27 protein-coding genes are annotated in these 25,399 nt (G+C 60.5%); 19 read left to right on the top strand and 8 right to left on the bottom strand.

The window, feature by feature from the left end:
* Positions 1-17: 17 nt before the first annotated feature.
* Complete coding sequence (locus CLM72_RS18935) at positions 18-914, bottom strand: LysR family transcriptional regulator (RefSeq protein ID WP_105227523.1); 897 nt, start codon at positions 912-914, stop codon at positions 18-20.
* Between the two features lie 111 nt (positions 915-1,025).
* Between CLM72_RS18935 and CLM72_RS18930 the strand changes: the two genes are divergently transcribed.
* The 3 genes from CLM72_RS18930 to CLM72_RS18920 are packed head-to-tail and all read left to right on the top strand — an operon-like array spanning position 1,026 to position 3,968.
* Complete coding sequence (locus tag CLM72_RS18930) at positions 1,026-2,318, top strand: CitMHS family transporter (protein WP_105227521.1); 1,293 nt, start codon at positions 1,026-1,028, stop codon at positions 2,316-2,318.
* A 1-nt stretch (position 2,319) separates the two neighbouring features.
* Positions 2,320-3,651: an acyclic terpene utilization AtuA family protein gene (locus tag CLM72_RS18925; protein WP_105227520.1), complete on the top strand. Its 1,332-nt coding sequence runs from the start codon at positions 2,320-2,322 to the stop codon at positions 3,649-3,651.
* Positions 3,648-3,968, top strand: a complete 321-nt coding sequence (locus CLM72_RS18920; protein ID WP_105227518.1) for a hypothetical protein — start codon at positions 3,648-3,650, stop codon at positions 3,966-3,968. Before CLM72_RS18925 ends, CLM72_RS18920 begins: the two co-directional genes overlap by 4 nt.
* Positions 3,969-4,088: 120 nt before the next feature.
* On the opposite strand, the gene CLM72_RS18915 is transcribed toward CLM72_RS18920, so the two are convergent.
* The 5 genes from CLM72_RS18915 to CLM72_RS18895 form a co-directional block, all read right to left on the bottom strand.
* Complete coding sequence (locus CLM72_RS18915; RefSeq protein ID WP_020302241.1) at positions 4,089-4,460, bottom strand: glutathione S-transferase N-terminal domain-containing protein; 372 nt, start codon at positions 4,458-4,460, stop codon at positions 4,089-4,091.
* A 101-nt stretch (positions 4,461-4,561) separates the two neighbouring features.
* Positions 4,562-5,107, bottom strand: coding sequence for a GTP cyclohydrolase I FolE (gene folE, locus CLM72_RS18910; RefSeq protein ID WP_014719282.1), 546 nt, complete (start codon positions 5,105-5,107; stop codon positions 4,562-4,564).
* Between the two features lie 78 nt (positions 5,108-5,185).
* A complete protein-coding gene (locus tag CLM72_RS18905; RefSeq protein ID WP_003192796.1) occupies positions 5,186-5,743 on the bottom strand; it encodes a Smr/MutS family protein in 558 nt (185 codons plus the stop codon).
* A 75-nt stretch (positions 5,744-5,818) separates the two neighbouring features.
* Positions 5,819-6,139: a hypothetical protein gene (locus CLM72_RS18900; RefSeq protein ID WP_020302242.1), complete on the bottom strand. Its 321-nt coding sequence runs from the start codon at positions 6,137-6,139 to the stop codon at positions 5,819-5,821.
* Between the two features lie 136 nt (positions 6,140-6,275).
* The gene (locus CLM72_RS18895) at positions 6,276-6,866 is read right to left on the bottom strand and encodes a cysteine hydrolase family protein (protein WP_057977001.1); all 591 of its coding nucleotides are present in this window, start codon (positions 6,864-6,866) and stop codon (positions 6,276-6,278) included.
* 240 nt (positions 6,867-7,106) lie between these two features.
* Here CLM72_RS18895 and prmB point away from each other — a divergent pair, with 240 nt between their 5' ends.
* Positions 7,107-8,015: a 50S ribosomal protein L3 N(5)-glutamine methyltransferase gene (gene prmB, locus CLM72_RS18890; protein WP_105227516.1), complete on the top strand. Its 909-nt coding sequence runs from the start codon at positions 7,107-7,109 to the stop codon at positions 8,013-8,015.
* A gap of 477 nt (positions 8,016-8,492) precedes the next feature.
* On the opposite strand, the gene CLM72_RS18880 is transcribed toward prmB, so the two are convergent.
* Together CLM72_RS18880 and CLM72_RS18875 are read right to left on the bottom strand one after the other, a co-directional pair.
* The gene (locus CLM72_RS18880) at positions 8,493-9,296 is read right to left on the bottom strand and encodes a hypothetical protein (RefSeq protein WP_034126144.1); all 804 of its coding nucleotides are present in this window, start codon (positions 9,294-9,296) and stop codon (positions 8,493-8,495) included.
* Between the two features lie 99 nt (positions 9,297-9,395).
* Positions 9,396-10,358: an alpha/beta hydrolase gene (locus CLM72_RS18875; RefSeq protein ID WP_105227514.1), complete on the bottom strand. Its 963-nt coding sequence runs from the start codon at positions 10,356-10,358 to the stop codon at positions 9,396-9,398.
* A 143-nt stretch (positions 10,359-10,501) separates the two neighbouring features.
* Here CLM72_RS18875 and aroC point away from each other — a divergent pair, with 143 nt between their 5' ends.
* The 15 genes from aroC (at position 10,502) to CLM72_RS18805 (ending at position 25,399) form a co-directional block, all read left to right on the top strand.
* The gene (gene aroC, locus CLM72_RS18870; RefSeq protein ID WP_003192786.1) at positions 10,502-11,593 is read left to right on the top strand and encodes a chorismate synthase; all 1,092 of its coding nucleotides are present in this window, start codon (positions 10,502-10,504) and stop codon (positions 11,591-11,593) included.
* A gap of 75 nt (positions 11,594-11,668) precedes the next feature.
* Positions 11,669-12,832: an MFS transporter gene (locus CLM72_RS18865; protein WP_034126374.1), complete on the top strand. Its 1,164-nt coding sequence runs from the start codon at positions 11,669-11,671 to the stop codon at positions 12,830-12,832.
* A complete protein-coding gene (locus CLM72_RS18860; RefSeq protein WP_105227512.1) occupies positions 12,829-13,359 on the top strand; it encodes an acireductone dioxygenase in 531 nt (176 codons plus the stop codon). The genes CLM72_RS18865 and CLM72_RS18860 overlap by 4 nt, the downstream gene beginning before the upstream one ends.
* A gap of 209 nt (positions 13,360-13,568) precedes the next feature.
* Entirely contained in the window at positions 13,569-13,838 is a 270-nt protein-coding gene (locus tag CLM72_RS18855) for a response regulator transcription factor (RefSeq protein WP_054896323.1), read from the top strand.
* Between the two features lie 328 nt (positions 13,839-14,166).
* Positions 14,167-14,328, top strand: a complete 162-nt coding sequence (locus tag CLM72_RS28800) for a hypothetical protein (RefSeq protein ID WP_158688694.1) — start codon at positions 14,167-14,169, stop codon at positions 14,326-14,328.
* Between the two features lie 86 nt (positions 14,329-14,414).
* Positions 14,415-15,893, top strand: a complete 1,479-nt coding sequence (locus CLM72_RS18850) for an MBL fold metallo-hydrolase (RefSeq protein ID WP_105227510.1) — start codon at positions 14,415-14,417, stop codon at positions 15,891-15,893.
* Positions 15,884-17,275 (top strand): MBL fold metallo-hydrolase, encoded by a 1,392-nt coding sequence (locus CLM72_RS18845; RefSeq protein WP_105227508.1) that lies wholly within the window; start codon positions 15,884-15,886, stop codon positions 17,273-17,275. The genes CLM72_RS18850 and CLM72_RS18845 overlap by 10 nt, the downstream gene beginning before the upstream one ends.
* Complete coding sequence (locus tag CLM72_RS18840; protein ID WP_105227506.1) at positions 17,272-18,057, top strand: hypothetical protein; 786 nt, start codon at positions 17,272-17,274, stop codon at positions 18,055-18,057. Before CLM72_RS18845 ends, CLM72_RS18840 begins: the two co-directional genes overlap by 4 nt.
* Complete coding sequence (locus tag CLM72_RS18835) at positions 18,054-20,900, top strand: ABC transporter ATP-binding protein (protein WP_105227504.1); 2,847 nt, start codon at positions 18,054-18,056, stop codon at positions 20,898-20,900. Before CLM72_RS18840 ends, CLM72_RS18835 begins: the two co-directional genes overlap by 4 nt.
* Positions 20,893-21,687 (top strand): hypothetical protein, encoded by a 795-nt coding sequence (locus CLM72_RS18830; RefSeq protein WP_054920468.1) that lies wholly within the window; start codon positions 20,893-20,895, stop codon positions 21,685-21,687. The genes CLM72_RS18835 and CLM72_RS18830 overlap by 8 nt, the downstream gene beginning before the upstream one ends.
* Complete coding sequence (locus tag CLM72_RS18825; RefSeq protein WP_105227502.1) at positions 21,684-22,244, top strand: hypothetical protein; 561 nt, start codon at positions 21,684-21,686, stop codon at positions 22,242-22,244. The genes CLM72_RS18830 and CLM72_RS18825 overlap by 4 nt, the downstream gene beginning before the upstream one ends.
* Positions 22,245-22,305: 61 nt before the next feature.
* Positions 22,306-22,920 (top strand): class I SAM-dependent methyltransferase, encoded by a 615-nt coding sequence (locus CLM72_RS18820; RefSeq protein ID WP_105227500.1) that lies wholly within the window; start codon positions 22,306-22,308, stop codon positions 22,918-22,920.
* 212 nt (positions 22,921-23,132) lie between these two features.
* Positions 23,133-23,468: a hypothetical protein gene (locus CLM72_RS18815; protein ID WP_105227498.1), complete on the top strand. Its 336-nt coding sequence runs from the start codon at positions 23,133-23,135 to the stop codon at positions 23,466-23,468.
* 57 nt (positions 23,469-23,525) lie between these two features.
* Positions 23,526-24,104 carry a cytochrome c gene (locus CLM72_RS18810; RefSeq protein WP_105227496.1) on the top strand — a complete coding sequence of 193 codons (579 nt, stop codon included), beginning with the start codon at positions 23,526-23,528 and terminating at the stop codon, positions 24,102-24,104.
* On the top strand, positions 24,095-25,399 hold the full coding sequence (locus CLM72_RS18805; protein WP_105227494.1) for an FAD-dependent oxidoreductase: 1,305 nt from the start codon (positions 24,095-24,097) through the stop codon (positions 25,397-25,399). Before CLM72_RS18810 ends, CLM72_RS18805 begins: the two co-directional genes overlap by 10 nt.

Here is a 25,399-nt window from a genome sequence, read left to right as displayed (position 1 = left end):
CAAGCCAGCTCCCACATTCAGCGCGGCGGCGTGTCAGGCAGTGCTTTGTTGAGCAGTTCAAAGCAGCGCTGCGCCGCCGGGCTCAAGCCCATCCCGCTACGGCTGATCAACCCGATCTCTCGATTCACCCCGGGATGATCGATGCTGATCCGTTTCAAACCTTCCAGGCTATCGGCCGCTGACTCCGGCAACACACTGATGCCCAGGCCCTGGCGCACCAAGGCCAATACGGTCGACATGTAGTTGGCCTCCATGCCCGCGTTCAGCGTCAACCGTGTCTCATCGAACAGCGTGTCCACTTGCTCGCGCACACTGCTGTCGCGCCCGGTCAGGATGATCGGCTGGTCCGCCAATTGTTCCAGCGTCAGTTGGCGATGGCGGGCGAGCGCATGGCCTGACGGCACAAATGCGCACAAACGATCATTAAGCACGGGCACGAAGTCCAGGCCGTGGCTCAGGCGGGCGCGCACGCCGATGCCGAAATCCACTTCGCCGTTGCGGACCTTTGCGTGAATGCGCTGGGCCACCAGGTCATGCAGGCGCACTTCGATGCCGGCAAAGCGTTCGCGAAACAGGCGCAAGGCCGGGGGCAGGGCGCCAGCGCAGACTGAGGGCAGCGCGGCGATGGTTACCACTCCACGGCGCAAGGCGGCGAGGTCGCGGGAGCCGGTGACGATGTTGTCCAGGTCCAGCAGCAGTTTTTCCATGGGCCCGCGCGCCTCCTGGCCCGCAGCGGTAATGCTCACGTGGCGCGGGCTGCGGTCGAGCAGGGCGACGCCGAGCCAGTCTTCCAGTTGTTGCACCTGCACGGTGAGGGCCGACGGCGAAAGGTGTAACTCGTTGGCCGCTTTGGTGAAACTGCCAGTGCGGGCCACCGCGAGGAAGGCCTGGATGTGCTGGATCGAGTTTTTCATTTTGTTTTTCCGAACGTGCTAGGCCGAATATTCCAATTTACAAAGACTAACCCGCTTCCAATACTCCAGGGAAAACAATAACCGGCCAACCAGGCCGCCCTGGAGTAACCCATGCTCGCAACCCTGGGTGTCATCACCATCCTGTGCCTGCTCACTGCCGTCATGAGCAAGCGCCTCTCGCCACTGGTGGCCTTGATCGCCTTGCCGATCATCGCTGCGCTGATCGGCGGCTTCGGCCTGCAAACCAGTGCCTTCATCATTATCGGTATCAAGAACGTCGCCCCGGTGGTCGGCATGTTTGTGTTCGCGATCCTGTTTTTCGGGATCATGACCGACGCGGGCATGCTCGATCCCATCATTGATCGCATCCTGCGCACGGTCGGCACGCGTCCTACACGGATTGTGGTGGGGACCGCGACCCTGGCGTTGCTGGTGCACCTGGACGGCTCTGGCGCGGTGACCTTTCTGGTGACGGTGCCGGCGATGCTGCCGCTGTATACGCGGCTGGGCATTGATAAACGCATCCTCGCCTGCGTGTGTGCGATGGCCGCCGGCGTCAACTTCCTGCCCTGGACCGGCCCGGTGCTGCGTTCGTCGGCGGCGCTGCATGTGCCGGTGGCCGACCTGTTCCAGCCACTGATCCCGGTGCAGATCGTCGGGCTGATCTTTGTTTTCGCCTGCGCCTGGTGGTTGGGCCATCGCGAAGAAAAACGCCTGGGCCTGGGCGCCGGTTCCAGCGTGGAGGCGGTGCCGCAACGAGTGCTCAGCGACAACGACATCAAGCTGCGTCGTCCACGGTTGTTCTGGGTCAACCTGGTGCTGACTGTGCTGGTGATGGTGGTGATGATCGCCGGCTGGGTCGACCCGGTGGTGATGTTCATGCTCGGCACCGTGGTTGCGTTGTGCATCAACTACCCCAACGTGGACGCCCAGCGTGCGCGCATTGACGCCCATGCGAAAACCGCCCTGACCATGGCCAGTATCCTGCTCGCCGCCGGGGTATTTACCGGCATCATGCAAGGCACCGGCATGCTCAAGGCCATCGCCGAAGTGGCGGTGGCGCAGATTCCGGCGGGCCACGGCAAGTTGATCCCGGCCGTCGTGGGCTTTTTGTCCATGCCCATGAGCATGTTGTTTGACCCCGATTCCTACTATTTCGGCGTGATGCCGGTGATCGCCGAAGTCGGCAAGGCCCTGGGCGTCGACCCGCTTCAGGTGGCCCAGGCTTCGCTGCTGGGCGTGCACACCACCGGCTTCCCGGTCAGCCCGCTGACCCCTGCGACCTTCCTGCTGGTGGGCCTGTGCAAGATCGAACTGGCCGATCACCAGCGCTTCACCATTCCTTTCCTGTTTGCCGCCTCGGTGTTGATGACCCTGACGGCGTTGCTCCTGGGAGTGATTTGAGATGAACATCCTGCGCATCGGCTCCGGCGCCGGCTACTCCGGCGACCGTATAGAACCTGCAGTGGAACTGGCCGAACACGGCGACCTGGATTACCTGGTCTTCGAATGCCTGGCCGAACGCACCATCGCCCTGGCGCAACAGGCGCGTATCAGCGACCCGCAAGGCGGTTATGACCCGCTGCTGGCTGAGCGCATGCGCCGTGTCTTGCCCTTTGTGGGGCAGGGGCAGGGGCCGGGGCGTGGACGCCTGCGCGTGATCACCAACATGGGCGCGGCAAACCCGCAGGCGGCGGCCAGTGAAGTACGGCGCATTGCTGGCGAGCTGGGCCTGGGCCTCAAGGTTGTGGCAGTGGTCGGGGATGACGTGCTGCATACCTTGTCTGCCGAGCAGTTGCTGGATAACGGCCAGACCGTAGGCGCATTGGGTGAGCGGTTGATTTCTGCCAATGCCTACCTGGGCGTGGAGGGCATTGTTCAAGCGTTGCGCGCCGACGCCGATGTGGTGATCACCGGGCGCGTGGCCGACCCTTCGCTGTTCCTGGCGCCGCAGATGTTCGAGTTCGGCTGGGCCTTCGATGATTGGCCGCGACTGGGCCGGGGCACACTGGTGGGGCATTTGCTTGAGTGCGCGGGGCAGGTCAGTGGCGGTTATTTCGCCGATCCAGGCTTCAAGGATGTGGAGGATCTGGCGCGCCTGGGCTTTCCCCTGGCCGAGATCGACGCCGACGGCAATGCGTTGATCACCAAGGTGGCAGGCTCGGGTGGGCGGGTCAGCCGCGCGACTTGCGCCGAACAACTGATTTATGAAGTTCACGACCCTTCGGCGTATTTGACCCCCGATGTGACGGCCGACTTTTCCCAGGTGGGGTTTGTCGAGGAGGGCGTGGACCGGGTGCGTGCCCAGGGAGCCAGTGGGCGTACCCGGCCTGATCAACTGAAGGTCAGCGTCGGTTATCTGGACGGTTGGATTGGTGAAGGGCAGATGTCCTATGGTGGTCCCGGCGCTGTCGCACGGGCCGAGTTGGCGCGGGAAGTGGTGCTCAAGCGTCTCGCGTTGATCGGGGTCAACATGCAGGACCTGCGTGCCGAGTTGATCGGCATGGATTCATTGCACGGCCCTCGCAGCAGCGTCGAGCCTTGGGAAGTGCGCCTGCGGGTTGCCGCCCGTTGTGACGAGCGCAGCGACGCCGTGCGGGTCGGCAATGAAGTGGAGACCCTCTACACCAATGGCCCGGCCGGCGGCGGTGGGGCGAGCAAGAGCGTGCGTCAGGTGGTGGCGGTGGCGTCGTTGCTGTTGCCCCGTGAAGCGGTCAAACCGAGGATTGAAGAATGAAACTGCACAGGCTGGCCCATTCCCGCACCGGGGATAAGGGCGACACGTCGAACATCTCGATCATTGCCTATCGCGCCGAGGATTATCCGTTGCTGTGTGAACAGCTGACGGCTGAGCGCGTGGCTGAGTTCTTTGTCGATTTACGCGATCCCGATGCGGCACCGGTTCAGCGCCATGAGTTGCCGAACGTGCAGGCCCTGAACTTCGTCCTGCCGGGAATCCTGCGCGGCGGCGTAACCCGCTCGCTGGCCCTGGACGCCCACGGCAAGTGCCTGGGTTCGGCACTGCTGGATCTCGACCTGACAATACCGACTTAAGAACACCGCAGAGCAAATGTGGGAGCTGGCTTGCCTGCGATGCGGGCACCGCGGTGCAGCAGATGTACGGCGGTGATGCAATCGCAGGCAAGCCAGCTCCCACATTGACCGCCGTGTGCTTCAGATCGCAGCGAAGCGCTTGTCCAGGTAGTCAATGATCACCTTGGAGTCATACATCCAGGTGGTCTGGCCGTTCTCTTCGATGCGCAGGCACGGCACTTTGATCTTGCCGCCTTGCTCCAGCAGGGTCTGGCGGTCCTGCTCGTTGTTCTTCGCGTCCTTGAGCGCCACCGGCACATTCAGGCGGTGCAGGGTGCGACGGGTCTTCACGCAGAACGGGCAGGCGTGGAACTGATACAGGGTCAGGTCCTTGGCTGCAGCATTGACCTTGGCCTGTTGCTCGGCAGGGCGTTGTTTTTTACGCGGGCGGGTAAGAAAGTCGCCCGCGATGATGACGTGGCCGAGGCCCACTCGAAGTGCTTTGACGAACATGGCTGAAACCTCTTGCCCATGACTGAGGGGGCGCAGCTTACCTGATTTCTGCAGGCGAAAAAAAACCGGCGATGAGCGCCGGTTCCTTCCTGCCCAGCCGGTTACTTGATCAGGCTGAGAAATTCGCTGCGGGTGGCCGCGTTCTCGCGGAACTCACCCAGCATCACCGAGGTGATCATCGACGAATTCTGTTTCTCGACACCGCGCATCATCATGCACATGTGCTTGGCCTCGATCACCACGGCCACGCCCAGGGCGCCTGTCACTTCCAATACGGCGTCGGCGATCTGGCGGCTGAGGTTTTCCTGGATCTGCAGGCGGCGCGCATACATGTCGACAATACGCGCGACCTTCGACAGGCCCAGCACTTTGCCGCTCGGAATATACGCCACATGGGCCTTGCCGATAAACGGCAGCAGGTGGTGCTCGCACAACGAGTACAGCTCGATGTCCTTGACCAGCACCATTTCGCTGTTGTCAGAGCTGAACAAGGCACCGTTGGTGACTTCCTCGAGTGTCTGTTCATAGCCGCGGCAGAGATACTGCATTGCCTTGGCGGCACGCTTTGGCGTGTCGAGCAGGCCCTCGCGGGACACGTCCTCGCCGAGTTGGCCGAGGATCGCGGTGTAATTCTGTTCCAGGGACATGAAACTACCTGTGGGATTTTCGCAAAGCGCAAGGTTACGGTGGCGGACACATCGCTGCAAGCCTGACGATGGCACTTGTTACTCGTCGCGCCCTTCCATCATGGTGCGCTTGAGCATCACATACACCGCGCCGGCACCGCCGTGACGAGCCTGGCAGGAGGTAAAGCCGAGCACCTGGGCATGCTGGCGCAGCCAGGTATTGACGTGGCTTTTGATCATCGGCCGCTTGCCATCCAACCGCACCGCCTTGCCGTGGGTGACGCGCACGCAGCGGATTTCGAATTTGGTCGCTTCGGCCAGGAAGGCCCAGAGGGTTTCCCGGGCTTTTTCCACGGTCATGCCGTGCAGGTCGAGGCTGCCTTCGAACGGGATCTGGCCGGCCTTGAGCTTGCGCATCTGGCTTTCCTGCACGCCGTCGCGGGCCCACATCAGTTCATCTTCGGGGCCGACGTCGATCACGAACTGGTCCGACAGGCCGTCCACGGTAGTGGCATCGGTGCGCACGGTCGCGGCCTGGCGCAGCTTGGCGATCTGCGCCCGGTCAGTCTTGGGTTTGCCGGTGTCGGCGCGGTCGTGCTTGATCGGCTTGACGCCGCGCAGCTCGTTTTTGAACAGGGAAAAATCGTCGTCTTGCATGTCAGCCTCCGCGAAGGGCGGGCAGTTTACCTAAATCGCGGCGGCCAGGGCGCAGGAAACGCTATCCAAGCGCCATCAGTCGTGTTTTTTCATCAGGTGAGAGGCGATATTCAGCGACAGCGGCTGGCGCATTTTCCGGCGGCTGCGACGCCACAACCACACGCCCAACCACAGCACCAGCAAGCCGATCCCCAGCAGGAGTGCCGAGCCGCCCGGGCTGGCATTCAGTTCGCCCAGGGCGGGCGAATGCCCAAACAGGCCGGCGCCACCAGCGCCCGCCAACAACAAGCCTACTATCGCCAGCAACGCGGCAATGCACGCTACCAGGCGCAGACGCCAATTGCTCGGGCCCTTGGGGCGCAAGCGACGAGCATCAAAACCATCGGATATCTTCATTCCGACCTTTCCTCCAGGGTATCGGCCCTTCGACCGGAAGATACACAGGTTGTTCCGGGGGGAGAGGTAAATGCGCCAAATGAGAGGGCTTTGCGGATGAGCGGAGCAATAAACACGCCGCTCACCGCCAGCAGCCTCAGATCAAGTCTTTGGCCAGCGCCAGGGTGGCGAAGTTGTCTGCCATGATGGCCATTTCGGTTTGCTGCACATGCTCGGCGCTCAGGATACCGCCCTTGTAGGGCAGGTCGCGGGTGGCGCAGGCGTCTTCCACCAGGGTGCAGCGAAAGCCCAGGTTCTTGGCCGCGCGCACGGTGGTGCTGACGCTGGAGTGGCTCATGAAACCGCAGACGATCAGGTCCAGGGAGCCGAGGTCTTGCAGGTGTTTTTCCAGGCCGGTGCCATGGAAGGCGCTGGGCAGCAGTTTGCCGATGATGGTTTCGTCACCCTCAGGCTCAAGGCCCGGAATGAATTCGCCGCGCTCGCCCTGGGGGTCAAACAGGCCGCCCACGGTGCCCAGGTGGCGCACATGCACAATCGGGCGCCCGGCATTGCGCGCTGCGGTCACAAGCTGCTTGATGTTCTCTACCGCCGCGTCCATGCCCGAGAGGGCGAGCGGGCCGCTGAGGTATTCTTTCTGGGCGTCGATGATCACCAGGGTCGCATGATTGAGGTTGGCTGCTGCGTAACCGCGACCGCTGAGTTGAAACATCGTCTTTGGAACGGACATTCTGGGGCTCCTGTGAGTGGGGCTTTTGCGACATTGTCCACTGGCTGAGCGCTTCTGTGAATCGCTACTATCGTAAGGTACGCCGTTGCTGGCGTGCAGCCATGTCAAGAGGCAGGCCTGTTTAACACAATGCGGGCAGATTCGATGAAATCCGACGTACGGCGCCAGGTTTTTCGTACATCGTCGGTACAGGTGAAGGCTGTTAGAATCGCCAGTCGTTTTTTCCAGGAGCTTGCCCCCGTGATCACTTCCCGCCTGCGCACCTTGCGCGACCATATCCGTTGGGCTGTCAGCCGTTTCCATGGGGAAGACCTGTTTTTTGGCCATGGCACCGACAATGCCTGGGACGAAGCCCGGCAATTGGTGCTGGGCGCCTTGCACCTGCCGTGGGAAATCGCCGACAGCTATTTGGATTGCAACCTGGAAGAAGAGGAGATCTCCCATGTGCAGCGCTTGCTGCATCGACGTATCCACGAGCGAGTGCCAACGGCCTACCTGCTGAAGGAGGCCTGGTTTTGCGGCATGTCGTTTATCGTCGATGAGCGCGTATTGATCCCGCGTTCACCCATAGGCGAACTGATTGAAGACCGCTTCGAACCCTGGCTGGCCCAGCCGCCGGCACGCATCCTCGACCTGTGCACCGGCTCCGGTTGCATCGGCATCGCCTGTGCCTATGAATTCCCCGAGGCCGAAGTGGTGCTGGGAGACTTGTCCTTCGAAGCCCTGGAAGTGGCGAACCAGAACATCGAGCGCCATGGCGTCGACGAGCGGGTCTACACCGTCCAGGGCGATGGTTTTGACGGGTTACCCGGCCAGCGTTTCGACCTCATCGTGTCGAACCCGCCCTACGTGGATGCCGAAGATTTCGCCGACATGCCCGATGAATACCAGCACGAACCGGAACTGGGCCTGGCCTGCGGTGACGACGGCCTGAATCTGGTACGCCGGATGCTGGCCGAAGCGGCGGACCACCTGACCGAGAAGGGGCTGCTGATTGTCGAAGTGGGCAACAGCCAGGTGCATGTAGAGGCGCTGTACCCGGAAGTGGATTTCGCCTGGCTGGACTTCAAGCGCGGTGGGCATGGGGTGTTCATGCTCACGGCTGAACAGTGCCGCGATCATCAGGCAGTATTTGCCGCACGGGTCTAACTGAAGAAACTGGGCCAATGTGGGAGCTGGCTTGCCTGCGATAGCCATAGGTATCTACACAACTTTGTAGGCTGTAGCAGCCGACGGTAACCACGATGCGAAGCGAGACGCTCTTGATCTTGATCTGCTTTTGATCTTAGGCGCCCCGTTAAACCACGCTGGCCGGAATTCGACAGGGATTTGGGGGGTAAACCGGCAGGGATGCCGGTTTAGCCGCCCCGCGCCATGGATGGCGCGTGGCGGCGGCCCCCCAAATCACTGGCGGATTACGGGCACACCGAGCCTAAGCGAGGTGCCGAGTGGTGGGGCAAGAGCGTTTTGCTTACTTTGCCGCTTTTGCAAAGTGAGCCGCCGTCAGGGCGGAACCCTAAGTGGCCGTTACCGCAGGAATGGATATGTACACGGTCCAACTGTGTTGACTGTCAAGCCGTCTTCGCAGGCAAGCCAGCTCCCACATTTTAATTGCATTTCAATCTATCAGCGGTGCGTGGCAATCCAGATCAACAACCCCGCCTGAAACACCGTAAACGCCACCAGACAGGTGATGGTAAAGCGCAGCCCGCTGTCTTCACGCTTGAACTTGGTGACTTTTTCCTCTTCCTTGCGCAGCTTCACTTCCTGCTCCGCCAGATTCTGCTCTGCCTGTTGCAGCATCTGCGCGGCTTCCAGGATCTCTACGAACTGCACTTTTTCAGTGTTCCAACTGTCGAGCACGTCGCTGACCTTGCCGGGTTGCACATTGCCCTTGAGGTGCTGCACATCGGCATAGGCCACATCAAATCCCTGGATACGCAGGAAGTGATCGCGGCGCAGGCGCGTGGCTTCGTTGAGGGCGTCCTTGTTGGCCAGGTCCACGCCGTCGACGCGGTAGTGTGACCACTTCTTCTTCGCCCAGGCGGCGCCTTGGGCCACCAGGAAGCGCCCGATACCGCGGTTGGCCGGCTCGATTTCCAGGCTGTTGCCGGGCCCGAAGTGCACGCGGTGTTTATCGTGATCGACCCAGATATCCAGGTGGTTCTGCTCGCGCCGTACTCGCTGGCCCGGTAACTGGATGACCATGCGCAACAGACTGTGGTGTTTGTCGTGGCGTTCGGCATAGCCGAACTGCACAAAGCGCAACGGCCGTGCGCCGGTCGCGCGGTCGGTGGCCAGCGGGGCCAGGCGCAGCATCTTGAAATGTTCGGCGTGAACGTCGGCCCACGGCAGGGCCGCTGCGGCGCCAGCTTCGGTTGCGGCCGTGGTCTCGGCGGTCGATTCGGGTGTTGTTTCGGTGGTTGTCATGCGGCGCGATCCTGTCCAAGCCCTGCGAGCCGACAGTCTTTTTACTGTCGACTCTGGACTTATCGGCCGTTTTTTCCAGGACTGGAGGCCAATTGCCGCTTAACGGGGTTGAAGTCCTTCGATAAAGCTGACGATACGTTGGCCCAACTCCGCAGCCAGCGGCAGTTTCGGGTCATTGTAGGAGGCCAGTTGCTGCTTCACGTTATTGGGCACGATGCGCATCACGTGGTTCATGCCTTCGATCACCGTCAACTGCGCGTCGGGCTTGGCCTGCTTCAGTTGCCGGGCGTCGCCTACGCCAACCTGGATATCGTTGGTGCCCTGAATGATCAGCGCCGGCATGTCCAGGCGCGCAAAGGCGGCCGACGGATCGGCGCGGAACAGGCTGATCAGATACGGCTGCACGCTGGGTCGGAAAATACCCTCCAATGGGCGCGGCACGTCGGCGTCCACCTGGCCGGCCTTGAGGTGATCGAGTATTTCATTGCTGCGCAGCAGCAGAGCAGGGGGCAAGTGATCGGCCAGTTGCTGACGGATAACCTGATCTACCGGGCGGGCGCTGCCAGACAAGGAAATGACTCCGGCCGGTTCAAGTTGCGGCGCGGCGAGGGCGGCGACCAGCGCGCCCTCACTGTGGCCCAGAACAATCAGCGGGCCCATGCGCTTGTCGGCCTTGAGCAACTTGCCCCAGGCCACGGCGTCGGCCACATAAGCCTCCAGGGTCAGGTTGCGTTCATCCGGCGTGGCCGCCAGGCTTGCGGCCACGCCGCGCTTGTCGTAGCGCACGCTGGCGATGTTATGCCGGGCCAGTACCCAGGCCAGGCGCTTGAGGCTGTCATTGCGGGCGCCGTCGGCGCTGTTGCCATTGCGGTCGGTAGGGCCGGAGCCGGCGATGATCAGCACCACCGGTACGGGGTTGTCGGATTGGGGCAACAATAATGAGCCAAACAGTTGGCCGCTGCCGGTGTCCAGGCTGATAGGGCGTTGTAGTACCACAGGGGAGGCGGCCTGGACCGCGGCGGTAAACAGGGTGAGGGTGAACAGCAGAACTCGCAGCATCATCGCGCCATCATCAGTGAGGTGCCGGTTGGACCAATGTCTACCGGTAAGGTTTCGAGGATGAACTAGTCGGTTAGCCTGCGTATACTGGCCGCCTTAAGTTATTACGGTTGACTTGATTCAACTGATTTCACGGAGCGCCCTGCATGTCCGGCAATACCTTCGGCAAGCTGTTCACTGTCACCACCGCGGGCGAAAGCCATGGCCCGGCGTTGGTCGCCATTGTCGACGGCTGTCCGCCAGGCCTGGAGCTGAGCCTGGACGACCTGCAGCGCGACCTCGACCGCCGCAAGCCCGGCACCAGCCGCCACACCACCCAGCGCCAGGAACCGGACGAAGTCGAAATCCTCTCCGGAGTGTTCGAAGGTCGCACCACGGGCTGCGCCATTGGCCTGTTGATTCGTAACACAGACCAGAAGTCCAAGGACTACTCGGCGATCAAGGACCTGTTCCGCCCGGCCCATGCCGACTACACCTACCACCACAAATACGGCGAACGCGACTACCGTGGCGGTGGCCGCAGCTCGGCGCGTGAAACCGCCATGCGCGTGGCCGCTGGCGCCATCGCCAAGAAATACCTGGCTACCCAGGGCATCGTCATCCGAGGCTACATGAGCCAGTTGGGCCCGATTGAAATCCCGTTCAAGACGTGGGACAGCGTCGAAGACAACGCCTTCTTCTGCCCCGACCCGGACAAGGTGCCGGAACTGGAGGCCTACATGGACCAGTTGCGCCGCGACCAGGACTCGGTCGGCGCGAAGATCACCGTGGTGGCCGAAGGCGTGAAACCGGGCCTGGGTGAGCCGATCTTTGATCGCCTCGACGCCGAACTGGCCCATGCGTTGATGAGCATCAACGCGGTGAAAGGCGTGGAAATCGGCGCCGGCTTCGCCTGCGTATCCCAGCGCGGTACCGAGCATCGCGATGAGATGACCCCTGAAGGTTTCCTCAGCAACAACGCGGGCGGCATCCTCGGCGGTATTTCTTCCGGCCAGCCGATCGTGGCGCACCTGGCGCTCAAGGCCACGTCGAGCATTACCACGCCTGGCCGTTCGATCGATGTGCACGGCAACCCGGTGGATGTGATCACCAAGGGCCGCCACGACCCGTGCGTCGGCATCCGCGCCACACCGATTGCCGAAGCCATGATGGCCATCGTGTTGATGGACCATCTGCTGCGCAACCGCGGGCAAAATGCCGATGTGCGCGTGAGTACCCCGATACTGGGCCAACTGTGATCGCCTGGGGCAATGAGCGAGCTTGTTGTGGCGAGCGAGCTTGCTCGCGCTGGGCTGCGCAGCAGCCCCAATAACATGCTCCCACCGCTCCCATACTGGCGCCTCTCCAGCTTCTACCTCTTCTATTTCGCCCTGCTGGGGGCGACCGCGCCGTTCCTGGCGCTGTACTTCGATCACCTCGGTTTCTCCAGCGCGCGCATCGGCGAGCTGGTGGCCATCCCCATGCTGATGCGCTGCGTGGCCCCCAACCTGTGGGGCTGGATCGGCGACTACACCGGCCGGCGCCTGGCCATTGTGCGATTCGGCGCGGTGTGCACCCTGGCCAGCTTCTGCCTGATTTTTGTCAGCAAGACCTACGCCTGGCTGGCGCTGGTGATGGCCCTGCACGCGTTCTTCTGGCACGCGGTGCTGCCGCAGTTCGAAGTCATCACCCTGGCCCACCTGCACAAGCAAACCTCGCGCTACAGCCAGATCCGTCTGTGGGGCTCCATTGGTTTCATCCTTACTGTGGTGGTCATGGGGCGCCTGTTCGATTGGCTGAGCCTGGATATTTACCCGGTGGTGGTCGTGGTGATCATGGCCGGCATCATCGGCGCCAGCCTGTGGGTACCGAACGCGCAGCCGGCCAGCCACGGCAACCGCCTGGCTGGCGATGGCTTTCTCAAGCAATTGCGCAGCCCCGGCGTGCTGGCGTTTTATGCCTGCGTGGCGCTGATGCAAATGAGCCATGGCCCGTATTACACCTTCCTCACCCTGCACCTGGAGCATTTGGGCTACAGCCGTGGCGTGATCGGCCTGCTGTGGGCGCTGGGGGTGGTGGCGGAAGTGCTGATGTTCCTGGCCATGAGCCGTATTCTTGCGCGCTTTTCGGTGCGCCGGGTGCTGCTCGCCAGCTTCTTGCTGGCGGCGCTGCGCTGGTGGCTGCTGGGTTCATTTGCCGAGGTTTTCTGGCTGCTGCTGGTGGCGCAGTTGATGCACGCCGCCACGTTCGGCAGCTTCCACGCGGCTGCGATTGCCTTTGTGCAACGCAGCTTCGGTGACCGCCAGCAAGGCCAGGGCCAGGCCCTTTATGCCGCGCTGGCCGGCACCGGCGGCGCGCTCGGCGCCCTGTATTCCGGTTACAGTTGGAACCTGCTGGGGCCAACCTTCACGTTCAGTATCGCCAGCCTCGCGGCCCTGGCCGCCGCCATTATCATTGGCCTTCGATTGCAAGAGCCGAACCAAGGAACCGTGCAATGAGCTATGTAGCCGTCTACTCCATCGCCACCCCGGACACCCCGAACAAAGTGTTGACCCATGCCGACGACATCCAGTCGACCCTGGCCGAGCACGGTGTGCGGTTCGAGCGCTGGCAGCCAAGCCCAATCGAGAAGGGCGCCAGTGCGACGCAGATGATCGCCGCGTACCAGGCGCAGATCGATGCTCTGGGCTACGCCGCTGTTGAAGTGGTCAGCGTGACCCACGACCATCCACAGAAAGACGAGTTACGCGCACAGTTCCTGGATGAACGTACCTACAGTGAAGATGAAGTGCGTTTCTTCATCGCAGGCCAGGGGCTGTTTACGCTGCACATAGGCGACTATGTGTACAGCTTGCGCTGTGAGAAGAATGACTTGCTGATCATCCCGGCCGGTGTACCGCACTGGTTCGACATCGGCGAAAACCCGCACTGTGTGACACTGCGTTTGTTCAACACAGCCCGAGGCGTTGTGCCCTCCTTGACCGGTGATGCGATTGCCACCCGCTTTCCAGGGCTGGATGACTAAGCATAGATAACTGAATGTTCAACCCTGGCAAGTTGGAAGTTGCTGTGGGAAGAAACTTAATTATTTGTAGGGCAAAGCTGTTTGTTCGGTGCTGTGCGCTTTGATTCCACTCTTTATGTAACTCTCTGTTCGGCGTCAATGTTTATGCCATCTGTCAATGGGAGGAATCCGAAAGATGGCAGCGCATCAGCAGATATAAGGAGAGAACAATGAGTGGCCCCGAGGAGACGTATCGCCCGTTGGTTATCGTGCCGACGGCTATCAGAAAACGCATGAGCTTGTCCGGCAAGCCCCTGACTTCCACCGAGCTGGAAATCCTGCGATGGGCCTCCGAGGGCAAGACCGTCTGGGAAATCAGCCAGATTCGCGCCACCTCTGAAGCCACGGTTAAATTTCATCTGCGCAACATCTACGGCAAGTTGGATGTCACCAACCGTGTACAGGCAAAGAATGAGGCCGCCCGCCAGGGCTTGTGCTGAAGGCACAAAAAAGGGTCGCGACGCCAATGGCGCCGCGACCCTTTTTTGCGTTTGAATTCGCTCAACTCGAGACGCCCATTGATGCAAGAGCCCTTCTGCTTCTGTTCACGCACTTAGACAAGCTTTGTGATGTGTATTTGCGCCGGAAAACTAGAGTTCTCGCCTTCTTGTCGGACGTTTCCCAAAGATGCTGTTGCCGGTCATTTTCCATTGCGGGCACCCTACCGGGGTTCTAGTGTTGGCATGTCGCTGCCTATCCGCGACTCGGCTTTTGCAAGTGCCATTACCCTTTTGGCATACCTGTAAACACTTAGACAAGGAGCAAGCCATGAACCAGAATATCCAGAAAGGTGCGACCGCACCCAATCATCAAGACGTAGAGAAAGTATTCTTCAGCAAGGAAGAGTTGCAGGTCTTGAGCGATGCCATCAAGAAGTCCAAGACCCGTGTTTCCGAAACCAAGGCTGCGAGCTGCGCGTACCACCGTTGAACTGACCCCGAAAAAGCAAGAAAGTCCTTTCTTGCTTTTTCATTTTTTGGGTACTGAGTATTCAGTTGTCGATCAGGGAGGTGGACATGAGGGCGATCTTTATCGGCCATCAAACGTGGCTAGTGGAACATGGAAGTACAAGGATCCTGATTGACCCGCTGTTATGTGAAGACTTCGGGCTAGTCGACGAGCACCGGATCGAGATCTATCCGCCGCGTACCGTCGATGCCGCCGCACTTTCCGATATAGACCTGATTTTCCTCAGTCACGAACATTCCGATCATTTCGATATCAAGTCGCTGAATCTGTTACCACGTTCCGCCCGGTTTGTGGTGGGGGCGACCATTGTTGAACCGGTCAAACAATGCATCCGTGACCTCGGGTTCACCCTTATGCAAGTCAACGACACCGATCAAATGCGGGTCGGCGACTTGAGCCTACGCTTCTACCCGGCGGATCCGAAGACTGCCTTCTGGGAAAGCCGGGTCACCCAGGTGCATATCGAGGAGGCCGAGCAGTCGAGCGGTGGCATCTTCATTGCTGTGGATGCCCTGGTGTCCGAAGTGTTCAAGACCGATATCGTCGCAGGACGACTGGTACCGCCCAGGCTGGTGATCGTCTCGAACAACTCTAGGGTATCGCCTCCAGGAGCCTTTCAGTCCCTGGAAAACTGGGGCAAGAACGCGAGTGACAGCAACCGTAAAGTCGGTCCGTTGGGGATTGGTGTGCTCAGCGCCGTGCTGACCAGCTACATGGACGATTTTCCGGTGCAACCCGAGAACATCGCCCTTTGCGGCGGTGGGTTCATCAAGCGCCTGGGCGCTTTCGCCGCTTTCCCGTTTTCCGATCAGCCGACATTGAGCCGCTTGGCCAATCAGCTCAGCCTGGACACCAATATTGTCGGCCTGCTGCCAGGCGAAGCCTTTTCCCTGGACACTGATCCCAGGCCTCAGGCGGTTATCGACTGGGTTCAGGTGGATAAGGTGCAGCACAACTTGCTAATGGGGGAGCTGGACCAGTTCATCGATGCCCGCAAGACCGTCGAGGTGGTCGCATCGGTACGCCCGGACGTGCAGGACGCCGAGGCGTATGAAGAGTTGCTGCGACGTGCGCAAGCCGAGCTGCAACGCCTGGCGAAAAGCCTGATGTTGTTTATCACCGGACGCAAGGTGTTGGCGATGTCTCACTACAACGGGTGCAAGCTCGGGCCGAAAAGAATCGTTTTCAGTTTTGTCGCCCATGCCCTGGGGCGTCAGGACAGCTATGCACTGAATCTGATCAGCGGCCAGTTCGAGGCTGAGGCGCATAACCAGCTCGAATCGCTGGTGGGGCTGTATCCCTTTGGAGTATGCCTGCCCTTGGTGGACTTCATCGGCATGGTCGAAGGGGACCTGCAGGTCTGGGACATCGTCGGCGTTTCGGTCCAGTCCTGGTTTGAGACCGGCATCTTCGATGGCCTGATCCCGTTCTTCTACAGCTATTACGGCGAGAACGGCAGCCCTGAGCTCTTGGCGAAAATCATCTGGCGCAGCATGCGCAATCTTGAGGTGTGCCCATGCAACTGACGATGATCGGCCACGAAAGCTGGTCACTGCAGGCTGGTGATTGCCATGTGTTGATTGACCCGGTGCTGGGTGGTGGCTTCGGTTCCGATACTGACCGGCAGTTTGCGATAATCCCGGCGCGCAACGTCGATCTGCAGCGTATGCCGGCGGTGGATGGCATTGTCTTGACCACCGAGCACCTGCAGCACTTTCACCCGGCCTCCTTGCGCCGTCTGTCGTCGGACTGCGGGCATTTGCTCAAGCGCAAAGTGGTCTATGTCCCGGAACTGTTTCCCGGCGCGGCCGAGGCGATTGTCCGTGCATGCGGTTACGAGGTGCGGCGGGTCGATACTCAGGCAGAGTTCGTTATCGGCTCGCTGAGGCTGCGCTTCTACATGCCCTTCACCGAGGTACTGTTCTGGGACAGCCGGGTAGCGTCGCTGCATGTCGAGCATCAGGGCCGCGAGGCGGTGTTCATCCAGTCCGACACCCGAATCGCCGACGCCTACTTTGCCGATGTCAATAATGGAGCCGTTGCCTGGCCCCAGGTGATGGTTGTGACCAATAATTTCCAGTGCAGCGGGACGCAAGGGCCGATTGGCCTGGACAACCTGTTGCCGGTGCCGGACCAACGCTACACCCGGCTGTCCGGCTTGCGTCTGCTGGACGAAATCGTACATAGACCGATGCGCCGACTGAACCAGGTGCCGACCCTGCTCCTCGCGGGCAATGGATATCGCGATCCCTTTGGCAAGACGCATCACCCCTGGTCGAACCTCGAACTTGCGCAGATCTGTAGCGAACTGTCTTTGTTGCGGGCGGTGCACTCACTGACACCCGGCGAAAGCTTTGACGTGGCGCCGGCTCGGCCTGGCGAACCGGCTGGCTGGATCTGCGCATCCGAGGAACAGGTAGGGCCCTGCCCACCGAAAGGGCGACGCCAGACGGTCTCTCTTGATACACAGCGGATCAAGGCCCATCTCGACGAAATGGCCAGGACCTGGCTGATTACTCGCTACGGCCAGGTCCTGATGGCCCAGAGCAACTACCTGGGGCGCCCCGTTAGTCCGTGCCGTGCGGTGCTGCAATTGATCCGGGACGACGGCGCCGGTCAACAGTGGGTGCTGGATGTGTCCAGGGTCGAGTTCATCGAGGTGCCGGACGAAGGCGAGGGGGCGATCAAGCGTTATCCCTACGGCATCCGTGTCGACCATGGCGATTTCTGCAAGCTGGTTCTCGGCGAGTTGCAGATATGGGAGCTGCTCAACCTGTCGGCATCGCAGTGGTATGTCTGCGATCGCTATGACAGCCCACTGGCGTTCTGGCTCGAGTATTACAACGAGCAAGTGGACTATGGACGTGCCTTGCGCAGTTATGAGCTGTCCCTGGTGACTGCGCCATGAGCCGGCAAAGAGCCTTTGAGCATGTGCATCTCGAACTCCTCGGCGCAGCTCAGGTACAGCAGCAGCGACAGGCGCTTGCCGAGCTGTTGGCCGAGCGTTATCAGGTTCTGCGGGTACTTGGCCAGTCGGTGAAGTCCCTGGTCTGCTCGGGCGTGTGCATGGCCTCGGGCGAGCAGGTGGTGATCAAACGTTATTTCGATGAGGCGGCCTATACCGCCGAAGCCAGCGGATACTTGCTGTTCCGCTCGGGGCCGATCGCAGGCATGCGCTGTCAGGATGCGCGGCACCAGGTACTCGTGCTGGAGTCTCTTCAAGGGCGTTTGCCCGGTCCGGCCGACCTGCCTGAAGTGATCGCGGCCTACGCGGCGATGCATGCCACGGCCCTTGCGAATATCCAGCGGGTCATGGGGCACCGCAGTACCCCTGAGTTTCTCGATCCCTGCCTGTCGTCGCGCTGCCGTTTGCCGCCGTTCGACCTGCAATGCATCAGCGTCGGTGACTGCAAGTCGGAGCATCTGCTCGTTACCGTGGATGGCGTGCGCATCCTCGACTTGGAGACTCATTCCCTGCAGCGCAGTGTGTGGTTCGACATCTTGTCCTTGAGCCGCTTCCTGGGGGTGGGGCCGGTAAGTTCGTGGAGTCTGGAGGAATGGGTGGCCCGTTACTGTGAGTGCCGGAAGATTCCCGCCCACTATTATGATCTGCAGAAAATCCAAGACTGCCTGCTGCGTGTACAGGCCCTGGAGCCTGGTCGGGTGTACTGCGAGGAGGCGCTGTCGTGAAGTGGATGTACTGTTTTACGCCGACATTACGCTATCAGCCGTTCGCTCGCTCCGAAGAGCGAGCTTTCGCCGACGGCTTTTTCGGCCTGGCCTTCAGCCTTGCGCCCTGGGCGGTCGGCGCTTATGTATGGGTGTCGTTGTTGCAATACGCCGTGCCGCTGTTGTTCATCTACAAGCTGAGCACACTGGTGGCGGCCCAAGGCATCGTCGATATTGTACTGACGGACACCGTGCTCCTGGCGTTCTTGGCCATCAGCGGTTTTTTGCTGATGGTGAGCGAGCTCAATCTGGAACGCTACATCTCCCTGACGTTATGCCGCGAGTTCGAGCGCCTTCTGGCGCGCAAGATGCAGCCCCGTGTAGATGTGTCGGTGCTGGAGCGGGTGGTTTCGCGGGATTTCAGCGTCATTCTCGATGGCATCGGTGCTAGCGTTAACCTGTTGGCTATTCCGGTTTTCCTGCTGCTTTCAATCCTGCTGGCGTTGTTGGTCTTTGGCACGGCAGGTTTCTGGGCGGTTGCGGTGATCGGTGTGTTCCTGCCGCTTTCCTATCTGCTGTCCTGGCTCTCAGACCGCAACTACCAGCGGATCATGGATATGGCGGCGCAGCGTATCGAACGGTGTTCGGCATGGTTGCGTAAAGGCCCGTGGCTCAAGCAGTTCGCCGACCGGACGGTCTTGCAGAGCATCGAGCGGACACTGGGGGGCGAACGCTGCCTGCGCAACCTGGATACTCTGTTGCGTGGTGCCGACAGCTACATCATCGGTTTCGGTCGCTTGATTCCCTTTGTGTTGCTGGGGCTGCTGGGCACCTCGGAATCGGCCACGGTCTGGGAAGGGGCGATTTTCTGGCTGAGCATCCCGTTGCTGGCGTCGGTGCTAGCGCTGCCCCGATCCTATGTGAGTTACAAGGCCATCGGCCGCTCTCTGGAAGCACTCAATGGTCTGTATCAGAATTCCTCCAGGCATTCGGTGCTGCGACCCGCCGCCGCCGATCTGGCCCGGGGCGTGATCGAGTTCGATGCCGACTGGCCGGTCTGGCCTGCGAAGCTGGTCGAACTGATTCCTGGCCCGCTGGAGAGCCAGCGCGAGGACCTGCACGCCTTGCTGGGCGCTTTCCGGCTGGTACCCGAGCTGGGGCCGAACCCACAGCAGGTCCTGCAGCTGCCCATCGAGCTGGACGGGAGCAATCTCTCTGCCGGACAACGCCTGCGCCTGCAACTGCTGCGCGGGGTGTTTCTGGCCCGTGCCCAGGACGGAACCCTGAATATCGACCACGACCTCTCGGCGTTGGACGCTGCGGCCGCGCTGGCAGTGAAAGACGCCTTGGAGTGCCTGTCCTGGGTAAGCTTCAGCCCATCGGCAGCAAGAGCGATAGCGCAGCGCAAAGGCTCACCCGTGCAGGTTAGTGAGCGGACGGCTTCGACGGTGCCGGCTAACTGCCGGGCACTGGATCGCTTCAGTCTCGGCGATCTGTTCAAGTATTGTGGCTGGGGTGTGCTGATGTTGATGGTGCCGGCGCTGATGATGAGTTATGCCGCCAACCTGACGCTACCAGAGGCAGGCTTCTCGCCTTGGCAGGTTCTGTTGTATGCCGTGGTCGGGGTAGGGGCAGGAATCGCTGCCGGGCTGTTTATCGAGAATCTGTTGCGCAGCCGCTTTTCCCGCTTGTTCACCGATGGCTTGCGAGACATTCGGGTCACTGGCCTGGCCGATGCGCTGCAGGTGGTTTCTCGCGACGTCACCACGACATTCGAACGTATTGCCTGGTATGCCCACGACATTGCCTGGATTATCGCGCTATTGCTGTGCAATGGCGTGGCCTTGTGGATGGGGTTCGGCCTGTTCGGCATCGCGGTGGCGCTGCTGTTCAGCGGCTTGCTGGCGGGGTTGTACCGGCTTTCGATCAACGAGCTATATCGGACCCGGGTGGAAAGCGTTAAGGGATTTGACTCCCTATTGCGCTCGGCCCATGTGACGTTTTCTATTTCCCGGGCCGGTGGCGTGGGTTTTGAACGCATGGGAGATTGGCTAGCGCTCACTCAGCGGGGGACGATAGTCGAGGGGGTGAGGCATTTCTACACCACTCGCATGCGCAGTGTTATCACCCGTACCGTCACGGCAGCCAGTTGCACTTTGCTCAGCGACCTAGTGATTATTCTGGTGGTCCTGATGGGCTGGCTCTACCGGCCCAGCGATTCGGCTTTTGTGCTCGCGGTCACGGCTTTGTTACTGGTGCGTTCCGATCTGGCCAATGTGTTTTTGGCCGTCACAGGTTTCAAGTCGCAGTCGGTGTCGGTGGAGCGTCTGCAGCATTTTGCCCGGCCCAAAAGCTCGGTGGTCGTGGCGATTGCTGGGCAAAGCCTGAGCATTGCTCCCTTTATTGCTCAACATGCCTATCGTGCCCTGAGCCTGGAACGGAGCCGGTTGTATTCGCTATCGGGGCACTCCGGTTCTGGCAAGAGCGATTACCTCAAGGGCGTGGCCGGTATCACCGACGTGATCATCGAAGAGGCGGGCATGGTGCAGGCCATGACATCAAACTGCTATTACCTGGACAGTAATTCCCAGGCGCTGCTCGGCGGTGAACCCGGGGCAAGCGGCTGGCTGGATACTTGGCTGAGCGCGTTGCCGGAGGACCACCATCATCTGTTGTTGCTGGACGAGCCGTTCAGTGCTTTGCGCGCGGAGCAGTTGGCCGAGCGTGTGCAAGCGTTGCACCTTTACGCCGAGCGTAGCGGTAACACCCTGGTGCTGGTGGATCATCGTTGCCGACTGGAAAATGACATAGAGCTCGGCGAGCTGGTAGTTGATTGCCCGGAGCGAGGAAAGACTCATGGATGAGCCGATTCTGTACTTGGGCGACCGGGGGTTTCTTAAACGTTACGGCAGTCCTTACTCGGCGCAACAGGTCGAGGAGATCGCGCGCAGGGTTCTGGCCAAATCCGGACTGGGCCTGGCCAGCGGCGACTGGTCCACAGCCAAGGCTGTCAGCAATGCCTTGGCTGGGGGCGCACGAACGCGGCATATCTATCATTCGCGGTTTTTGCTGCGAGTCACCGAGCAGGCAACGGGGCAGGGCGTCAGTGTCCGTCAGATCCAGGCCAACCCGGAGTACTACTACACGGCTCCTGGATATACTTTCGCCGCCGATGCGCAACAGATAGCCGAAGACCTCGATATCATCCACTACTGCCAGCCGGGCCTAGTGACCCTGGGGGGCGACTGGCTGGACATTCTGCTTGCGCAACAGCAATACGCGCTGCTCGAAGCGATCCTGCAACAGATGGAGGCGGCCATTGCGATTGCCTCGCGAATTCTCCTGGGGTTCCACCCCAGCGCCGGCTTCCTGCAGGTGTTGAGAGAGCGATCGTTCGCCGGCGCCGCGGTGCCGGTCAACCTGCTGAACATGCAATGCCCAAGCTACGCCGGCTACTTGCGCCAAATCAAGGCCCGATCCCGCCTCTACGCCGTGCATTGCCTGGCGGGCGGCGATATTCCGCTGGCGCCTGCGCTGCACTACGCCTTTCATCATCGGCAGGTAGACGCTTGTATCGTCGGCGCTACCCGTACGCGGCATATCGAGGCATTGACGGCCTGCGAGGCTGGCTTCAGGAGTTCGATGAGATGAACGTGATTCTCATGCGCCGTGCGAGGAAGTTCGATGAGGAGTTATTGCAAAACCACCTACATACGCTGCAGTGCGCACATGGTGACCTGCTAGTTCTGTCCGGGTGCTCGACCTGCTATGTCCCGGTCCTGTCGCTGGCTGGCAGCTTGGGGATCCAGACCCTGGTCTTCGAGCAGGAGTTCTACGATCCGCAGCAGGTCTATGGGGCTCGCAAGATGGATTGGTTGTTCGATTCCTATGCTGGTCGCTACGGTAGCCAGAGCCTCAACACTCTCTACCATGTATTTGCCATCGAACTGGAAGCGATTCTGCACCGGTACAGCGAAAGGACCCTGGTGATCTATCTCGACCAGTTACTGCTCGAAATCGCATACGCCGTACTTGCCGGTCTGCCATTGAAGATGCTCCAAGGCTTTTCGCTGTACCTCGAAGAGCTGAGTATTGCGATCCTCGCCAGGGTTCCGTTCAAGGACGGGTTCCAGACACTGCTGCTGAAATCGAATGTAACGCCGGCGCAAGCCTTCGTCGGCAGGCCCGAATTGAAACTGGTGCGGTAATGCCGTCTGCCTGTTGGAGTGATCGCCGTACCTACCCCTGATTGACGAGAAAGGAGTGTTCATGGACCCGCAACGCAAGGACTATCTGGCGACAGAGGCGGTCTACACCGGCGATTCACTGCGCATCGGCAACGAGTACGTCATGCATGAGTGGGAGAGGCCACTGATCCGCAGGATGGTCGAGGACCTCAAGCTCACGCCTGATGACCGGCTACTGGAAATCGGCTTCGGCATGGGCATCTCGGCCAGCATCCTGCAGGAGTTCGGCCCGGCGTCCCATACCATTGTCGAGCCCCACCCACAGGTGCTGCTCCAGGCCGAGCGCTGGAAGGGCGTACGTAAGAACATTCAGTTGCACCCCGGCTACTGGCAGCAGTTTGACACCAGCAGCCAGCGTTATTCCGCGATTTTCTTCGATCCGTTCGCCGATGAAATGGCGGCGGTTGACAACGAAAACCTCAGGTTCCTTAAGTTTGCCGCGCAGTCGCTGCTCGATGATGGCGGGCGCCTCGCCCTTTTCTGCATCCGGACCTTGCTGCCACTGGAGTACCAGCGTGTGATGTTCGAACACTATCGCCGCGTGGAAATCAGTTCCGTGCAGGTTGCCCCCAGGGATACGGCCAACCCCACGGGGGACTTGGACGGAAAAATGATTTCAGTCGTGCTGCACAAATAGCAAAAGCCTCGAGTCAGCCATCCCAGGTCCGCTCGCCGGACATGCTTGGCTCGACAAAAAAACCATTGGTAACAATAACGGTGATAACGGTGAGCAATCTTACAGCGTGTCTTGGCCTAGTCGGCCTTATCTGGTTTTTTGGCAGCCATGCATGGGCTCAGACTCAGGCCCCGACAGCCCCAGCCTCGGCCGCCACCTCCTCCAGCAAAGCAATGACCATCATTTTCGAGCCGCCCAAGGGTCAGGAAGAGGCGTTCCTGAATACCTTCGTCACCTCTCAGGCTGCGCACATGCAGACTTATGCTGGTAAGTCGAAGGAAGGGGTCAAGGTGATCAACCTGATCCCCACCGAACTGGGCGAGCCGCTGATCCACATGATGATCTACCGCGACCCTGCGACCTTCGAGCGAGCCAAGCGGATATTCGCTTCGCGCGAGGCCATGAGCGGGTATATCGACGGCCATGTGAAAGCCTACGGCGGTTACCACATTCCCAAGGAGTACCTGCGTTACACCAAGGTGTACATGAGCAACGTACTCACTGAGTAGTCGACGGAATGACTCGGCCGCCGATGCAGCGGCCGATACACAGAGAGAGTCCAGGCTATGCGCGTGGTTATCGGGGCGTTGTTGATTGGCCTAGTGTTTTTTGCAGTTCCCAGTCTGCAAGCAGGCAGTCGTGGCGAGCTCTTCATGTTGAGCAACGGTTGTATCAATTGCCACGGTTTCGAGGGACAGCGCACGCCGGGGGCGATTCCTTCGCTGGCCGGCCAGCCCGAGGCCTACCTGTACAAGATCCTGGCGGCTTATCGCGACGGCACTCTCAAAGGCACCATCATGAACCGGGCGATGGAAGGGTACGACGACCAGACGCTCAGGCAGTTAGCCGAGTATTACAGCAGCCTGCCGAAAGAATCGCTCGGGGGGGCCGTGTCCCAGGCACACAAACAGGGTGAGCGGCTGTACGCGCAACACTGTTCCAGTTGCCATGAGGAGCAGGCAGATACGCCGTATGTGAAAGGACAGAATGCGCAGTATATGCAAGGAGTGCTGAAGGATATGGTCACAGGCCAACGAACGATGCCAGAGGAAATGACCAGTGCGATGTCTGCCCTCAAAGGCGAGGAGTTGCAGCAGCTTCTGGGGTATCTACAAGGTTGCGCGCAGGGGGCACTATGTCGATGAACCCACAACGCAGGCTGCTGCTCAGGTGGCTGGCCACGGGCATCGGCGTTTCCTCGATCCAGGCCCTGGCCAGACCTGCGGTGGCCGTGACGGCCCACTCTTATGCGGTAGTGGTGATCGGCGGTGGTTTTGCCGGCGCAACTTTCGCTCGTACTCTCAGGCGCCTGGACGCCAACGTCGGCATCACTCTGGTCGAGCCCAGCCGGCAGTATCACTGCTGCCTGCTGGGGGTTGAATACCTGGTGGGCAAGCGGGACGAAGAAACCCTGGTCTTTGGTTACGAGCAGTTACGAGCCGAGGGCATCGAGGTGCTCCATCAGAAGGCGCGCTTGATCGATGCCAAACGAAAGCAGATCAGGCTCGCGGACGGTTCGGTGCTCGGCTTTGACCGCTGCGTAGTGGCAACGGGTATTGGCTACAAGTACGACAGCATCGCCGGTTACAGCGAGGCGGTGTCCAGTCGTGTACCTCATGCCTGGGGCGGCGGCGAGCAACTGCGCTTGCTCCGGCAGCAACTGGAGGCCATGCCCAACGGCGGCAATGTGCTGATCTCGGTACCCGTGGACGATTACCGCTGCCCACCCGGGCCGTATGAAAGGGCCAGCCTGATTGCCGATTATCTCAAGACCCACAAGCCCGATTCTCGGGTGATCGTCCTGGATGCCAAGCCGCGGTTTGCCAAGCAGGCGCAATTCGAGCAGGCCTGGAAACGTTTCTATGGCTATGGGAGTAAGCAGGCCACCATCCAGTGGGTCGGCGCCTTGCAGGGGGGGACCGTGCTAGGTTTCGACGAAGCCAAGGGGCAGTTGCTGACCGAGGGTGGTCCGGTCAGCGGCCATGTGATCAATATCATTGCGCCCCAACAGGCTGATGATTTTTCACGGCACAACGGCCTGGCCGCAGAGCATGGCTGGTGTCCGGTCAACACCCAAACCCTGGAATCCCTGCTAGTACCGGATGTGCATGTGATCGGCGACGCGGCCTACGCCGAGAAACTGCCCAAGTCGGCCTTCGCTGCGACATGCCAGGCCAGGGTCTGTGCCTTAGCCATCCATAGCCAGATGTACGGCCTGGAGCTGCTCAAGCCGCAGTATATGAATGTCTGCTACAGCCTGTGTGGCGACAACTATGGTATCTCGGTGCTCCTGCACTACCAGCATGACGCAGCCAGCAATGTCATCGAGATCCAGACCTTGCGGGTCACACCCCTGGACGCCAGCGATGAAGATCACCGTCGTGAAGCGCTGTCGACCTACAGCATGTTCGACAGCTTGGTCAAAGAGGCATTTGGCTAG

Source organism: Pseudomonas sp. MYb193 (assembly GCF_002966775.1).
GTDB classification, from domain to species: Bacteria; Pseudomonadota; Gammaproteobacteria; order Pseudomonadales; family Pseudomonadaceae; genus Aquipseudomonas; species Aquipseudomonas paracarnis.
This window is presented reverse-complemented; position numbering and strand designations above follow the sequence as displayed.

What these genes read in the sequence shown, in the direction of transcription:
- CLM72_RS18905 (WP_003192796.1), bottom strand. Translation starts at nt 5,743, where the DNA reads ATGCAAGACGACGATTTTTCCCTGTTCAAAAACGAGCTGCGCGGCGTC.
- CLM72_RS28800 (WP_158688694.1), top strand. Translation starts at nt 14,167, where the DNA reads ATGAACCAGAATATCCAGAAAGGTGCGACCGCACCCAATCATCAAGAC.
- CLM72_RS18920 (WP_105227518.1), top strand. Translation starts at nt 3,648, where the DNA reads ATGAAACTGCACAGGCTGGCCCATTCCCGCACCGGGGATAAGGGCGAC.
- CLM72_RS18825 (WP_105227502.1), top strand. Translation starts at nt 21,684, where the DNA reads ATGAACGTGATTCTCATGCGCCGTGCGAGGAAGTTCGATGAGGAGTTA.
- CLM72_RS18820 (WP_105227500.1), top strand. Translation starts at nt 22,306, where the DNA reads ATGGACCCGCAACGCAAGGACTATCTGGCGACAGAGGCGGTCTACACC.
- CLM72_RS18830 (WP_054920468.1), top strand. Translation starts at nt 20,893, where the DNA reads ATGGATGAGCCGATTCTGTACTTGGGCGACCGGGGGTTTCTTAAACGT.
- CLM72_RS18840 (WP_105227506.1), top strand. Translation starts at nt 17,272, where the DNA reads ATGAGCCGGCAAAGAGCCTTTGAGCATGTGCATCTCGAACTCCTCGGC.
- CLM72_RS18805 (WP_105227494.1), top strand. Translation starts at nt 24,095, where the DNA reads ATGTCGATGAACCCACAACGCAGGCTGCTGCTCAGGTGGCTGGCCACG.
- CLM72_RS18860 (WP_105227512.1), top strand. Translation starts at nt 12,829, where the DNA reads ATGAGCTATGTAGCCGTCTACTCCATCGCCACCCCGGACACCCCGAAC.
- CLM72_RS18845 (WP_105227508.1), top strand. Translation starts at nt 15,884, where the DNA reads ATGCAACTGACGATGATCGGCCACGAAAGCTGGTCACTGCAGGCTGGT.
- CLM72_RS18875 (WP_105227514.1), bottom strand. Translation starts at nt 10,358, where the DNA reads ATGATGCTGCGAGTTCTGCTGTTCACCCTCACCCTGTTTACCGCCGCG.
- CLM72_RS18935 (WP_105227523.1), bottom strand. Translation starts at nt 914, where the DNA reads ATGAAAAACTCGATCCAGCACATCCAGGCCTTCCTCGCGGTGGCCCGC.
- CLM72_RS18865 (WP_034126374.1), top strand. Translation starts at nt 11,669, where the DNA reads ATGCTCCCACCGCTCCCATACTGGCGCCTCTCCAGCTTCTACCTCTTC.
- CLM72_RS18815 (WP_105227498.1), top strand. Translation starts at nt 23,133, where the DNA reads ATGACCATCATTTTCGAGCCGCCCAAGGGTCAGGAAGAGGCGTTCCTG.
- CLM72_RS18915 (WP_020302241.1), bottom strand. Translation starts at nt 4,460, where the DNA reads ATGTTCGTCAAAGCACTTCGAGTGGGCCTCGGCCACGTCATCATCGCG.
- CLM72_RS18850 (WP_105227510.1), top strand. Translation starts at nt 14,415, where the DNA reads ATGAGGGCGATCTTTATCGGCCATCAAACGTGGCTAGTGGAACATGGA.
- CLM72_RS18895 (WP_057977001.1), bottom strand. Translation starts at nt 6,866, where the DNA reads ATGTCCGTTCCAAAGACGATGTTTCAACTCAGCGGTCGCGGTTACGCA.
- CLM72_RS18930 (WP_105227521.1), top strand. Translation starts at nt 1,026, where the DNA reads ATGCTCGCAACCCTGGGTGTCATCACCATCCTGTGCCTGCTCACTGCC.
- CLM72_RS18855 (WP_054896323.1), top strand. Translation starts at nt 13,569, where the DNA reads ATGAGTGGCCCCGAGGAGACGTATCGCCCGTTGGTTATCGTGCCGACG.
- CLM72_RS18925 (WP_105227520.1), top strand. Translation starts at nt 2,320, where the DNA reads ATGAACATCCTGCGCATCGGCTCCGGCGCCGGCTACTCCGGCGACCGT.
- CLM72_RS18900 (WP_020302242.1), bottom strand. Translation starts at nt 6,139, where the DNA reads ATGAAGATATCCGATGGTTTTGATGCTCGTCGCTTGCGCCCCAAGGGC.
- folE (WP_014719282.1), bottom strand. Translation starts at nt 5,107, where the DNA reads ATGTCCCTGGAACAGAATTACACCGCGATCCTCGGCCAACTCGGCGAG.
- aroC (WP_003192786.1), top strand. Translation starts at nt 10,502, where the DNA reads ATGTCCGGCAATACCTTCGGCAAGCTGTTCACTGTCACCACCGCGGGC.
- CLM72_RS18880 (WP_034126144.1), bottom strand. Translation starts at nt 9,296, where the DNA reads ATGACAACCACCGAAACAACACCCGAATCGACCGCCGAGACCACGGCC.
- CLM72_RS18810 (WP_105227496.1), top strand. Translation starts at nt 23,526, where the DNA reads ATGCGCGTGGTTATCGGGGCGTTGTTGATTGGCCTAGTGTTTTTTGCA.